Genomic DNA, 13492 nt, shown 5'->3' with positions numbered 1-13492 from the left:
TTTTAACCAAATAAGTAAGGATGAATAAAGAAAAAATCTTTGTTTAGGGTGTTGAATGCTTTTTAATCATACCGATTTATGACATAAGTCATAAATTTTGCCTCTTAAAAAGGCAAAATTTGTGCAAATGAAAATAGAAGTAATTTCAAGTAACGATAAATAGTACTTAAATGAAAACAATAGTTTTTGCAACTGATTTTTCTAAGGGTTCACGTAAAGCTGCCGAAACTGCAGCTCAAATAGCCATAAAGACTAAGGCAAAGCTAGTTCTTTTTCACGCATTTCGCTATATTATTCCTTACGATTCTGAAATTAGTATGCTTACTGTTTCATCAAAAGAACTTGAAAATGCCAGTATAAAAAAACTTAAGCGTTTAAAGGATAAACTTTTAGCAATTTATCCTGACGAGAAAAAAATTGAAATACAAACTAGAGAAGGATTGGTTGTTGATGCATTAGAACAGATTTTGGCTGAAACAGAAGCTGATTTATTAGTCATGGGAAGCGTTGGTGATTCGCCCATTGGTACGAAATATTTTGTCAGTGTTTCGTCCACAATGATAAATCATTCTAAAGTACCAATGTTGTTAGTGCCACCAAAAACTAAGTTTTCAATGTATAGAAACGCTATATTAGGATTAGATTTTAACTTCGACATTGATACGCAAATATTAGATAAAATAATTGATTTTTTGAGAGATTTAGATGTTTCAGTAGATTTATTTACTTGTGCTGATGATTCAGAATACACCGAAAAAGCGGCCTTAAAAATCAGAGAAAAACTCGTTCATATTCCACATACTTTTACAATTTATAAAGATAAAGAGTTTAGCAAATCGGTTTTGGCGATTGCAAAAAATAGCCATGCTGATTTGATAATTACTTTACCTAAGAAACATAATTTTTTTGAAAGGCTTTTTGTTGAAAGTAACACCCAACGGTTGGTATTAAACGATAAGCTTCCAATTTTAATGGTTATCTGATTTTTAAATATACGTCGATGATACTATCTGTTAAATCCGAAATGAGGGCATCTGAATTGATAAAACTTTTCAGTGAGTGCTACCCATATCTACGCCTCGAAATATATCATCGAGGTGAGGAGATGGGTAATGCGGCACATAATTGCCTTTTGAAAGATATTGTCCACAAAAAGGCAGTAGATAGCTTTGAAATAACACCTCAAATGAAAGTTTGTGAAGTGGAAGAAATATTTTGGGAAAAGATGGGACTACAAATTTCTATTTTTAGAAAATCAGGCAAAACCTGGCTCGAATCTTCTTTTACCAATTATTGGTCGCTTGAGCGTCAGAATAATCTAGGAAAAGAAATGAACGATTTTATGAATATCCAACCACAAAAAGTATCGTTATGAATGCATTGGTAGAGGTTGAAGAAAAACTTGTATGTTATCACTGTGGTGACGAATGTCCCGATGATTCAATTACACTTGAAGAAAAACATTTTTGCTGCCATGGCTGCCAAACTGTATTTGAAATTTTACAGGATAACAATCTTTGTACATATTATGACCTTAACGATAATGCTGGCGTTAGCTTAAAAGCCAAAAACTTTGAAGGCAAATATCATTATTTGGATGAAAATAATATTGTTTTACAATTGCTTGATTATCAGTCAGATAAATTGTGCAAAGTGACTTTTTATGTTCCTGCCGCTCATTGTAGCTCTTGTGTTTGGCTTTTAGAAAACTTCAATAAAATCAAGAAAGGGGTTGTCACTTCTCGTCTCAATTTTCTAAAAAAAGAACTTTCTCTTAGTTATAATCCTGAGGAAGTAAGTTTTCGAGAAATTGTCGAACTTTTAGCAACTTTAGGCTATGAACCTTTGCTCAATTTGGATAGTACCGAAAAAAATAATTCTAAAAATACGCTACAAAGAAGCCTCATTCTGAAAATTGGCGTGGTAGGTTTTTGTATGGGAAATATCATGATGATGAGTTTTCCTGAATATTTCCATCTCGACCTAAAAAACAGTATTGATTCAACTTATCAAAAGTTTTTTTTATATTTTAATTTTCTGCTTTCATTACCAGTTTTCTTTTATGGAGCTTCTGATTATCTGAATGGTGCATACATTTCGATTCGTGAAAATATAAATAAAACCACAAATATTTTTAGTGTTGATATTCCGATTGCGGTGGCAATTATCACGCTTTACGGACGAAGCATTTTTGAAACTTTTGTTAATCATACCGCGGGTTATTATGATAGTTTGGCTGGATTAGTTTTCTTCCTTTTAGTTGGAAAATGGATGCAGCAAATAACTTATAATTACCTTTCGTTTGAACGAAATTATAAATCATATTTTCCGCTTGCAGTAAAAGTTATACGTGAGAATGTTGAAATGTTTTTGAATGTAATGGAACTCAAAAAAGGTGACACAATTATTATTCATCACCAAGAATTGATTCCGACAGATGCAATTATTAGTAAAGGAAAAGCTACAATTGATTATAGTTTTGTGACTGGCGAATCTGACCCTGTAAACAAAGCAACTGGTGAAATAATATATGCAGGCGGCCGACAAAAAGGAGAACGTTTAGAATTGATTGTTCAGAAACCTGTTTCTCAAAGTTATTTAACGCAATTGTGGAATAATGAAGCTTTTTTGAAAGAAAAAGTTATGCCAACAACCGAATTAGCAAATTTATTCAGTAAATATTTTACGGTAATAACTTTTTTGATTGCAGCATCGGCTGGTATTTATTGGTCATTTTTTGAGCCAGGCTTGTTTTGGAATTCCATTACAGCAGTATTAATGGTTGCTTGCCCATGTGCATTGACACTCTCGATGCCATTTACGATGTCAACAACGATGGCGATATTTGGTAGAAATAAGTTTTATGTTAAAAATCAAGGCGTGATTCAGTTGTTGAATGAAGTTAATGAAATTGTCTTCGATAAAACAGGTACTTTGACTGAAAGTAATTCTGAAAAAGTTAGTTTTGAAGGCAACATTCAAAGCTCTACTTTAAGTGAATACGAACAAAAATTGTTAAAAACTCTTTGTTTGCAATCGGCTCATCCGTTGAGTAAAATGATTGAGCAATCAATAAATATTCCAAATTTTCAATCATTACCAATTGATTATTTTCAAGAATTTCAGGGTGAAGGAATTGAAGCGAGTATTGCTGGAAATTTGGTAAAACTAGGCAAAGAAGGTTTTGTGAAAACCAGCCATAAACAGAATATTTCGCATACACATTCATTTATAGAGATAAATGGAATAGAAATAGGCTATTTTGTTGTTGAAACAACTTATAGAAAAGACTGGCAAAGTATTCTTTCAAATTTGAATAAATCTTTTAAGTTATTTCTATTGTCAGGTGATAATGATGCGGATAAAAGTAAATTATCGCAATTTTTAAAGCAAAACTCTTTGTTTTTTAAGCAAAAACCTCAAGACAAACTGGAGTTCATTAGCCAACAGCAAAAGCTTGGAAATCATGTGTTAATGATTGGCGATGGACTTAATGATGCAGGAGCTTTACGCCAAAGTGATGTTGGAATTGCAATCAGTGAAGACATAAAAATATTTTCACCCGCCTGCGATGCCATTTTAGATGCATCAAAATTTGGACAATTAGCTGATTTTTTGAAATTTAGTAAAATATCGCTTAACATTGTTAAAGCCAGTTTTGTATTATCTTTAGTTTATAATTTTATCGGTATTGGTTGGGCTGTAAGTGGTGCGTTGTCACCAGTTTTAGCAGCTATTTTCATGCCACTTAGTTCGATGTCAGTAGTTCTTTTCGCAGTCGGATTAACGCATTTATTCGCATATTTCAAAAAGTTATAAATATGAAACAATAACAACCTCTTTTGATTTTGTATTTATTATTGAACCCAATCTTGTTGATGTCTTTTCAAGATTACAAATACTTTAAGCTATGACAGTAATAATTTTTTTAGCGATTGCCGCTTTAGCAGTTGCCATTGGGTTTTTAGGAGCTTTTATTTGGGCTACTAAAGATGGACAATATGATGATACGTATACACCATCAGTTAGAATGCTTTTTGATAGTGTTGAAAAAAAGAGTGAGCCAAAAATTGAGGCTGAAAAAGGAGTATAATGTTTATTTTAATTATTGGTTTTAAGCTTGAATTTGTTTGATTAAATAGTTTTTGTAAGCAACAAAAGAAACCAAATTATCTATGTTTTAGCTCAATTTAGATGTTTTTTCTTAATAATTCTGTCCAAAAACAAGACAAAGTCTGTTTGGGAATTTACTACAAATACTAACTTTTAAAGGCGAAAAAGTAATATAAAATTGATTTCTCTCATATTTTAATCAAATGTCGATCATTTTTTTTGGATTGGCTGACTTCTACATTTGTTTCATCAATTAATTATAACTCATAATTTCGATGAAAAAGATTTTGCTTCCGACCGATTTTTCTAAAGCTTCTGAAAAGGCGATTCACTATGCTTTAGCAATGTTTAGTGATACTGCATGTGAGTTTACTTTGCTAAATACTTATGGCACTAATGCTCAGCCTGAGATAGCCATGTATGTTTTGGATGATTTGAGAGTGAATGCAGAAAATATGATGGAAAAATTTGTTAAAAATTTGAAAAAATTTGATGACGAATCTTTTCATGTTTTCAAAACCGAATTTTTACCAGTTTCTCCAGCAAGTGCGATTGATATTTTGAATCAAACCCATCATTATGATTTGGTCATTATTGGTGCGAGCGGTGCAGGAAATAATTTGTTTTTTGGAAGTGTTGCAACCGATGTTGTGAGAAATGTACCAGTAAATACACTCGTTGTTCCATTAAATGCAACTATCAATAGCATTAAAAATATTGTTTTGGCCGTTGATTATCAACATCTTAATGAGTTTAAGGTCTTTGATAATTTAAAGGATTTATTGATACGAAAAGAAGCCAAATTGACATTTTTGACAATTTTGAAGGAAAACCAAACGCCAGAAAGTTTGGATGGTTTGGCCAAATTTGAATATCATAATTACTTTGGAGATATTAAAACTGAAGATTATTTCATCAGAAATAATGATGTAGAAAAAGGCATAAAAGCATTTTTAAATGTTCATCGTGTTGATTTGCTAGCGATGGTTTCTCGCCATCATTCTTTTCTTGATGTAGTATTTAACAGAAGTCAAACCAGAAAATTTGCTTTTCATCCTTCAGTGCCGTTTTTAAGCATTTATGATGATGTTCCTGAAGATTTATTGAAGGATTCTGAAATGGTAACATTTTAGAAATTGAATGAAGTGGAAATAAAAAATTCTAAATAAAGTGGACTAACCCAAAATATCGCAAACTTTTGTACGATTGTGATACGATACTTAAAAATCTAATTAGCAATGGCAACTTCAAAAATACAGCAATTGACTCACGCTTACTTTGAACATAAAATTTGGCGAAATGAACTAGAATTAGCTAGGCAAGAAGCCTCATTTTTCTTGAAGATTTTGGACGAATATAAAGTTAAAACGCTTTCTCAGCCTCATAATTCGTTAGTTGTTGCCGAATTTGTTAATCAATTTCATCATTTCCAACGATTGGTAAAACGATTATTGTTAGAAATGCAAGGAATCGACAAAGAAATGGCACAAGGTGTAATCAGTGATAATATTTTTGATAAAGACCAAAAAAAAGACCATCTATATTTCAATGACGAAATGAAATATTTTGAGACTGATTATCGTGAGACGAAATATCGATTCCGACGTTTTATTGCTTCCTTTGAAAATCCTGTAACGCTTAATTGATTTTATGATTTTAATCATAATTACTTCAGACCTCAATCATGTTTTTGATTGGGGTCTAAAAGTAATTTTACAGCATGAAATCATACTTCACCGTGCATTGGCAATTTGTATTTTGTTAGTAAATGATTGATTATTAGTCGTTTGATGCGTTTTTATACTTAATTCATAATTATAATTCTTTTTTCTAAACTGTGCTTTTGCACAATCACTACCATAAACCAAATCTTATGCGATTATTTGCCAAACCTTTTTTCAGTAGCGACTCTCATGTCCATTCCGGGGGTGGGGGTGCATTAGAAGGTTTTTACTACGACAATAAAGTTGTAAAAGCTTTCATGATTGCGGCCGTCATTTTTGGAGTTGTCGGTATGTTGGTTGGTCTTACTGCGGCTACCCAATTGTTCTGGCCAACTGCCAATTTTGGTATTCCTTATACAACATTCGGACGGATTCGCCCACTTCATACCAACGCTATCATTTTTGCCTTTGTTGGTAATGCCATGTTTGCGGGGGTTTATTATTCAATGCCAAGGTTGCTAAAAGCTCCAATGTTTAGTCCATTACTCAATTGGATTCACTTTTGGGGTTGGCAATTAATTATTGTAGCTGCTGCTCTTTCATTACCGTTGGGCTTAACAACTGGTAAAGAATATGCAGAGTTAGAATGGCCAATTGATATTGCTATTGCTCTAATTTGGGTAGTTTTTGGTATCAATATGATTGGTACGATTATCAAACGTCGTGAACGACATATGTATGTTGCAGTGTGGTTTTATATTGCTACCTTCATAACCGTTGCAATGCTTCACATTGTGAACTCGCTCGAATTGCCAATTTCTTGGACAAAAAGTTATTCTATTTATGCAGGTGTGCAAGATGCTCTAGTACAGTGGTGGTACGGACACAATGCAGTGGCGTTTTTCTTAACAACTCCTTTTTTGGGTTTGATGTATTATTACATGCCAAAAGCAGCAAATCGACCAGTTTTCTCTTACAAACTTTCAATTATTCACTTTTGGTCATTGATATTTTTATATATCTGGGCAGGCCCGCACCATTTACTTTATTCTTCATTGCCTGATTGGGCTCAAAGTTTGGGAACAGTTTTCTCAATCATGTTGATTGCTCCATCATGGGGTGGTATGTTAAATGGATTACTCACGCTTCGTGGTGCTTGGGATAGAGTGCGTGAAGACCCAGTTTTAAAATTCTTTGTGGTTGCTGTAACTGCTTATGGTATGGCTACTTTTGAAGGCCCTTTGCTTTCTTTGAAAAACGTAAATGCTATTTCTCACTTTACTGACTGGACAATCGCTCACGTTCACGTAGGTGGTTTAGGGTGGAACGGATTCATGATTTTTGGTATGCTTTATTGGATGGTTCCAAGGATGTGGAAAACCAAAATATACTCTGTTTCGCTTGCAAATACGCACTTTTGGGTAGGTACACTTGGTATATTGTTTTGGACATTACCGATGTATTGGGCAGGTTTTACACAAAGCTTGATGTGGAAAGAATTTACAAAAGAAGGATTCTTGGCTTATCCAAACTTCCTTGAAACGGTTACTCAAATTGTTCCATTATATGCCATGCGTGCTTTCGGTGGTTTACTTTATTTGGTTGGAACATTCATCATGATTTATAATCTCATCAAAACAGCTGGTCAAGGAAGTTTTGTTGCTGACGAATACGATGAAGCACCAGCCTTGGTAAAAAATGTAAGAATTGCAAGCGAAGGTTGGCATTCAGTTATCGAACGAAAACCAATAATGTTTATGGTTTTAGCCTTGGTTGCTGTTATTATTGGTGGAATTGTAGAGTTTGTACCAACATGGTTGGTTGAATCAAATATTCCAACCATCGCTTCGGTGAAACCTTATACACCGCTCGAACTTGAAGGTCGTGATATTTATATTCGTGAAGGTTGTTATACCTGTCACTCACAAATGATTCGTCCTTTCCGTTCGGAGACTGAGCGATACGGGGAATATTCAAAAGCAGGTGAGTTTGTTTATGACCATCCATTCCAATGGGGTTCAAAAAGAACTGGTCCAGATTTGCATCGTGTTGGTGGAAAATACCCTGATAGCTGGCATTATAACCACATGATGGACCCACAAACGATGTCACCAGGTTCAATTATGCCTACTTATCCATGGTTATTATCAGATAAATACAATAAAAATCAATTACCTGATAAAGTAAATGCAATGCGTAAATTGGGTGTTCCGTATCCAGAAGGTTTTGAAGATGAGGCGATTGCAAATGCAGAAAATCAAGCAAATGGCATTGTTCAATCTTTAGCTGATGCCAAAATCAAAGCAAGTCCAGATAAAGAAATCATCGCTTTGATTGCCTATTTACAACGCATGGGAACTGACATCAAAAAAGAACAAACTGCTGTTAAATAAGAACTCGAAAGGTGCTAGGCCATAAACTTTCACTATGGTCTAGTAACCTCGAATAAATCAAATACAATTATGTTTAAAAACGCATTGTCTAGCATTGATGGCGTATCGGTTTATCCCATCTTTTCACTAATCGTGTTTGTTGTTTTCTTTTCTGCATTAGGTTTTTGGGTTTTTAAAGCAGACAAAAAATACGTAAAACACATGGAAAATCTACCTTTTGGTAAAGATGAGTAGTTTTTCACAACAGTAGAAATTTATTTTATCAATCATAAAAATTGTAATAAATGAACTTATCATTCAAAACAGGAGATGAACTTATTCTATTCTTGGTATTGGTAACTCTCGTCATTTTCGCAATCGTTATTTTGTTCGTTGTTTTCGGTATTTTCCGAGCTTTGAAACAAATTGATGCAGAGCGAAGCGGAAAAATAGTTGAAGCGTTTAGTTTCGATACTTGGTGGAAAAGTTTAACGGGAGCAGTTCCGTTGGAAAAAGAAGAAGTGATTTTGCTTAATCATAATTATGATGGCATTAGAGAACTCGACAACCACTTACCACCTTGGTGGAAATATTTATTCTATGCAACAATTGTGTTTGCTATAGTTTATATGCTCGATTACCACGTTTGGTACTCAAGCCCGCTTCAAGAAGAAGAATACCAACAAGAAGTGACAGTTGCTCAGAAACAAATTGAAGAATACCAAGCCAAAAATGCCAATAGTATTGACGAAAAAACAGTAAAATTATTGGTAACTGATGCAAAAGTACTGGCTAAAGGTAAAGAGATTTTTACTGGAAAATGCGTTGCTTGTCATGGTGCATTAGGTGAAGGTGGCGTTGGTCCAAACTTAACTGATGAATATTGGTTACACGGTGGAACAATCAATGATGTTTTCAAAACTATCAAAAATGGTGTTCCTGAAAAAGGAATGATTGCTTGGAAAGCAACTTTGAAGCCAAACGAAATGCAAGATGTATCAAATTATATCTTATCAATTGCTGGAACAAACCCACCAAACGGAAAAGCTCCGCAAGGTGTAAAAGCAGATTCGACTGCAACAAAATAATAATTTGCCCCACCATTTTGCTGGATTTGACAAGATGGTGGGGTTTAAACAAAATAAAATGAATACCACAACACCAGATATTTCACAGTTTTATGATGAAGAATACCGTGACACAATCGCCACGGTGGACGCCAATGGGAAACGTATTTGGTTGCATCCCAAAAAACCAAAAGGTAGTTTTCACAACAAAAGAATCATTGCAACATTTGTTTTTTTAGTCATATTTTTTTCAGTACCATTCATCAAAATCAGCGGACAGCCTTTATTGATGATGAATATTTTTGAAAGAAAGTTTGTAATTTTTGGACAACCTTTCTTTCCTCAAGATTTTGTGTTGTTTGGCATAGGAATGATTACATTTTTTGTATTTATCATTTTATTTACTGTTGTTTATGGACGCTTTTGGTGCGGATGGGCTTGTCCTCAAACGGTTTTTTTGGAAATGATTTTCCGTAAAATTGAATACTGGATTGAAGGTGATGCTCGTCAACAACAAAAATTAGATAGCGGCCCGTGGACTGCTGAAAAAATAAGGAAGAAAACGCTTAAACATATAATTTATATCATTTTTTCGGTAATTATTGCTCATTTTACAATGGCATACATCATCGGAATTGAAGAAACAATCAATATTGTAACAATTTCACCAGCTTACCATTTATCAGGATTTATCGGTATTTTAGTATTTACAGCTTTATTTTACTTCGTATTTACTCGTTTAAGAGAACAAGTTTGTATCGCAATTTGTCCTTATGGTCGTTTACAAGGTGTTTTGATGGGGCGAAGTACGATGGCAATTATGTATGATTTCGTCAGAGGTGAACCAAGAGGTAAGTTGAGTAAAAATACTGAAAAATCGACAGTTCAAGCCAAACAAGGTGATTGTATTGACTGTGCTTTGTGTGTACAGGTTTGTCCAACTGGTATTGATATTCGTAATGGAACTCAGCTTGAATGTGTGAATTGTACAGCTTGTATTGATGCTTGCGATGAAGTAATGATTAAAGTTGATAAACCAACAGGTTTAATTAAATACGCATCACAAGAAAGTATTGAAAAACGGACACCATTTAAAATGTCACCAAGAGCTTATGCTTATTCTGTGGTTTTGTTGCTTTTAGTTGGGGTTGAAGCGTTTTTATTGATGAGTCGTACAATGGTTGAAACGACAATTATGCGAGTGCCAGGTCAAATGTATCAAGAGCAACCTAATGGGAAAATCAGTAACTTGTATAATGTACAGTTTATTAATAAAACTTCCGAACCAATTGATTTAGTCTTGAAAGTGGCTGATAATAAAGGTGTTATAAGGATTCAAGGTAGCAAAATTAGTGTACCAATGCAAGGTAGAGCTGATGCAGTTTTCTTTTTAGATATGCCAAAAGAAGCGATTAAAGCTATAAAAACGCCTTTGAAAATTGAAGTTTATAATGGCAATGTTTTGGTTGAAACTGTAAAAACCAATTTCTTGGGGCCAGCAGAATAAAATTTAAATCGAATGATAAATTAAATAATGAAAACATCATTCTTAATTCAAAACAATATGAACTGGGGAAAAAAAATAGCAATCGTATATTTAAGTTTTGTGGCTTTTATGGGCTTTATGGTCTGGAAATGTTTACAACAAAAAGATATTAATTTGGTGAGTGAAGATTATTATCAAAAGGAAATTGCTTACCAAGAAAATATTGACCAGATGAATAACACAAATCAGCTTTCAAAAGAATTGAAATTTGCCTATGAAGCTGATAGTAAGGTGGTTACATTGGATTTTCCTAAAGAATCTATTGGGTCAACGGGTAAGGTTAATTTTTATCGCCCTGCTGATGCTCACAAAGATTTTGCGGTAAATCTTGATATTACAAATGCGGAAAGCCAAATAATTCCAGTAGCTAATATTGACCGAGGTTTATGGGTTGTAAAAGTTTCTTGGAATAAAGACGGTAAAGGTTATTATAAAGAAGAAAAAATGACATTATAATTGGTTTAGAATAATAGATTCTAGAATCTGTTATTCTAAACCAAGTATCTAAAATATAAAAAAGTGTTTTACTCAGCATTCATCATGGGTTTTATTGGAAGTTTACACTGCGTTGGTATGTGTGGCCCAATTGCTATGATGTTACCAGCCGATACTTCAAAAAGATGGAAATTTATTTTAGGAAGGGTACTTTATAATGGAGGAAGAGTTTTGACTTATGGTGTATTGGGCTTGTTTGTGGGGTTTATCGGAGAAAGTACAGGTTATTTTATTTCTCAAAAATCACTTTCAATCATACTTGGGGCTTTGATTTTATTTGGTGTTTTTTTACCCAAAAGTTGGCAAAATAAGTTAAGTCTCAATCCTCAAATTTTTAGATTTACTAACTTTATTAAATCTTCATTATCGGCTCTTTTCAAAAAACATTCTCTTGTAACACAATTTACGTTTGGGCTTTTGAATGGATTTTTACCTTGTGGATTGGTTTATGCGGCCCTAAGTGGAGCTTTTCTGACCGAACGAGTGATTGATGGGATGTTTTTTATGTTATTCTTTGGATTTGGAACTTTGCCAATGATGCTTGGAATAAGTTTAGGAGCAACTTGGTTTCGTAAAACCTTTGCTTTGAAACTACCTAAACTTATTCCAATTACCTATTCAATTCTTGCTATTTGGTTGATAATAAGAGGCTTTAATGCAGTATATCCACATATTATTAAACAAAATATTGATTTATCGAATATTCCTTTTTGTCATTGAATTAAAAATATTACATAAAAAAGTATCAGAATCTTCATGAATCTGATGCTTTTTTATGTAATTCAGTAAATTATTCAATTCAAAATTTACTTTCGATAATCTAACGCTGGTTTTCTATCTCCAACCAAAGCTTGATATTTAAACTCTTTGCTTCCACGAGCTTTTTCAAATTCAATCCTTGCATCTTTTCTCAATTGTTCATTTTCAAAAAGTTCAGCAGCAGTTAATGCTAATGTTTTAGCTGCCACAAGCATTCCTTTTCTACCAATACTCATACCGCCAGCTGCAACTGCTTGCCAACTATGTGCAGGAGTACCTGGCACCCAAGTGGCTGTTGTTAGACCAACTGTTGGAACGGTCCAACTTACATCACCTACATCAGTAGAGCCACCAGCACCTCTTTCTGCGGCTAACGGTTTTATTCCCGTAGCATCTTCATATTTGACATTTTCAACACCCAAAGTCTTAGAAATTTTTTCAGCAAATGCTTTTTCTTCAGCCGTATAATTAATACCGCCTACTTTCGTTAGGTTGGCGTGCATTACTTTAGCAAGTGTTTCATTAGCTAATAATTCGTATGTGCCACCTGTTAATTCCCAATCTACACGAGTATCAGTTCCCATTGCTGCACCTTTTGCTGCTTTTTCTATTCTAGACCAAACATCCATCACATCTGTTCTACGAGGGCTACGTGCATAATAATAAACCTCAGCAAAATCTGGAACAACATTTGGTGCTTTTCCTCCATTGGTTATTACATAATGAATACGTGTATCAGACGGAACATGTTCTCGTAACATATTTACCATATTGTCCATAGCTTCAACACCGTCTAAAGCCGAACGGCCTTTTTCAGGAGAAGCTGCAGCGTGAGCTGAAACGCCATAAAAGCGAAATTTACCCGACTTATTTGCAAGAGAAGTACCGAAACTAGCACTATTTGAAGAACCAGGATGCCAATGCACAACTACATCAACGTCATTAAATAAACCATCACGCACCATATAAACTTTGCCAGAACCACCTTCTTCAGCAGGTGTGCCGTAGAAGCGGAGTGTTCCTTTTATATTATTAGTCTTCATATATTCTTTTACTGCAATAGCTGCCGCTGCCGAAGCAGTTCCAAATAAATGGTGCCCACAGGCATGGCCAGCAATTCCTCCAACTGATTTTTGGTCAGTAGTTGAGTCTTGTGATAAACCAGGGAGTGCATCAAATTCTCCAAGAATCCCAATAACTGGTTTTCCTTCTCCAAATGTTGCAGTAAAAGCAGTTGGAATACCCGCAACCCCTTTTTCTATTTTAAATCCTTCTTTACTGAGTGTTTCTTGTAATAATGTAGAACTTTTGGTTTCTTGATAGCCTACCTCTGCATAATTCCAAATTTGTTTGGCAATTCCGCCGTAATACATTTCTTTTTTGCTGATACTTTCAAGCATCTTGTCTTTTGGGGTTTGGGCAATAATACTCATACTGACCAAGGAGAGTAGTAAAAATAGATGTTTCATCTTGTAC

At 34.2% G+C, this 13492-nt stretch carries 14 protein-coding genes; 13 read left to right on the top strand and 1 reads right to left on the bottom strand.

Annotated elements, in window-relative coordinates:
- The first annotated feature begins 170 nt into the window (after positions 1 to 170).
- The 13 genes from MJQ71_RS07995 (at position 171) to MJQ71_RS07940 (ending at position 11977) form a co-directional block, all read left to right on the top strand.
- Positions 171 to 983 carry a universal stress protein gene (locus tag MJQ71_RS07995; protein ID WP_238806047.1) on the top strand — a complete coding sequence of 271 codons (813 nt, stop codon included), beginning with the start codon at positions 171 to 173 and terminating at the stop codon, positions 981 to 983.
- 17 nt (positions 984 to 1000) lie between these two features.
- Positions 1001 to 1375, top strand: a complete 375-nt coding sequence (locus MJQ71_RS07990; protein WP_238806046.1) for a hypothetical protein — start codon at positions 1001 to 1003, stop codon at positions 1373 to 1375.
- A complete protein-coding gene (locus tag MJQ71_RS07985; RefSeq protein WP_238806045.1) occupies positions 1372 to 3819 on the top strand; it encodes a heavy metal translocating P-type ATPase in 2448 nt (815 codons plus the stop codon). Before MJQ71_RS07990 ends, MJQ71_RS07985 begins: the two co-directional genes overlap by 4 nt.
- Before the next feature lie 91 nt (positions 3820 to 3910).
- The gene (gene ccoS, locus MJQ71_RS07980; protein WP_238806044.1) at positions 3911 to 4093 is read left to right on the top strand and encodes a cbb3-type cytochrome oxidase assembly protein CcoS; all 183 of its coding nucleotides are present in this window, start codon (positions 3911 to 3913) and stop codon (positions 4091 to 4093) included.
- A gap of 295 nt (positions 4094 to 4388) precedes the next feature.
- Positions 4389 to 5246, top strand: coding sequence for a universal stress protein (locus tag MJQ71_RS07975; RefSeq protein WP_238806043.1), 858 nt, complete (start codon positions 4389 to 4391; stop codon positions 5244 to 5246).
- 105 nt (positions 5247 to 5351) lie between these two features.
- A complete protein-coding gene (locus MJQ71_RS07970; RefSeq protein WP_238806042.1) occupies positions 5352 to 5759 on the top strand; it encodes a hypothetical protein in 408 nt (135 codons plus the stop codon).
- Between the two features lie 4 nt (positions 5760 to 5763).
- Positions 5764 to 5889 carry a hypothetical protein gene (locus MJQ71_RS20880; protein WP_290370166.1) on the top strand — a complete coding sequence of 42 codons (126 nt, stop codon included), beginning with the start codon at positions 5764 to 5766 and terminating at the stop codon, positions 5887 to 5889.
- 97 nt (positions 5890 to 5986) lie between these two features.
- The gene (gene ccoN / locus MJQ71_RS07965; protein WP_290370165.1) at positions 5987 to 8170 is read left to right on the top strand and encodes a cytochrome-c oxidase, cbb3-type subunit I; all 2184 of its coding nucleotides are present in this window, start codon (positions 5987 to 5989) and stop codon (positions 8168 to 8170) included.
- Between the two features lie 69 nt (positions 8171 to 8239).
- Positions 8240 to 8404, top strand: coding sequence for a CcoQ/FixQ family Cbb3-type cytochrome c oxidase assembly chaperone (locus MJQ71_RS07960; RefSeq protein WP_238806041.1), 165 nt, complete (start codon positions 8240 to 8242; stop codon positions 8402 to 8404).
- 50 nt (positions 8405 to 8454) lie between these two features.
- Positions 8455 to 9237, top strand: a complete 783-nt coding sequence (locus tag MJQ71_RS07955) for a cbb3-type cytochrome c oxidase N-terminal domain-containing protein (protein ID WP_238806040.1) — start codon at positions 8455 to 8457, stop codon at positions 9235 to 9237.
- Positions 9238 to 9295: 58 nt separating this feature from the next.
- Positions 9296 to 10723, top strand: coding sequence for a cytochrome c oxidase accessory protein CcoG (gene ccoG, locus MJQ71_RS07950; RefSeq protein ID WP_238806039.1), 1428 nt, complete (start codon positions 9296 to 9298; stop codon positions 10721 to 10723).
- A gap of 57 nt (positions 10724 to 10780) precedes the next feature.
- Complete coding sequence (locus MJQ71_RS07945) at positions 10781 to 11218, top strand: FixH family protein (RefSeq protein ID WP_238806038.1); 438 nt, start codon at positions 10781 to 10783, stop codon at positions 11216 to 11218.
- A gap of 63 nt (positions 11219 to 11281) precedes the next feature.
- Entirely contained in the window at positions 11282 to 11977 is a 696-nt protein-coding gene (locus MJQ71_RS07940) for a sulfite exporter TauE/SafE family protein (protein WP_238806037.1), read from the top strand.
- 86 nt (positions 11978 to 12063) lie between these two features.
- On the opposite strand, the gene MJQ71_RS07935 is transcribed toward MJQ71_RS07940, so the two are convergent.
- Positions 12064 to 13485, bottom strand: coding sequence for an amidohydrolase (locus MJQ71_RS07935; RefSeq protein WP_238806036.1), 1422 nt, complete (start codon positions 13483 to 13485; stop codon positions 12064 to 12066).
- Between the last annotated feature and the right edge of the window lie 7 nt (positions 13486 to 13492).

It is taken from the genome of Emticicia aquatica (assembly GCF_923079645.1).
Taxonomy (GTDB): Bacteria; Bacteroidota; Bacteroidia; order Cytophagales; family Spirosomataceae; genus Emticicia; species Emticicia aquatica.
Note: the sequence above shows the minus strand (reverse complement) of the source record. Positions and strands in the feature narration are given on the sequence as shown.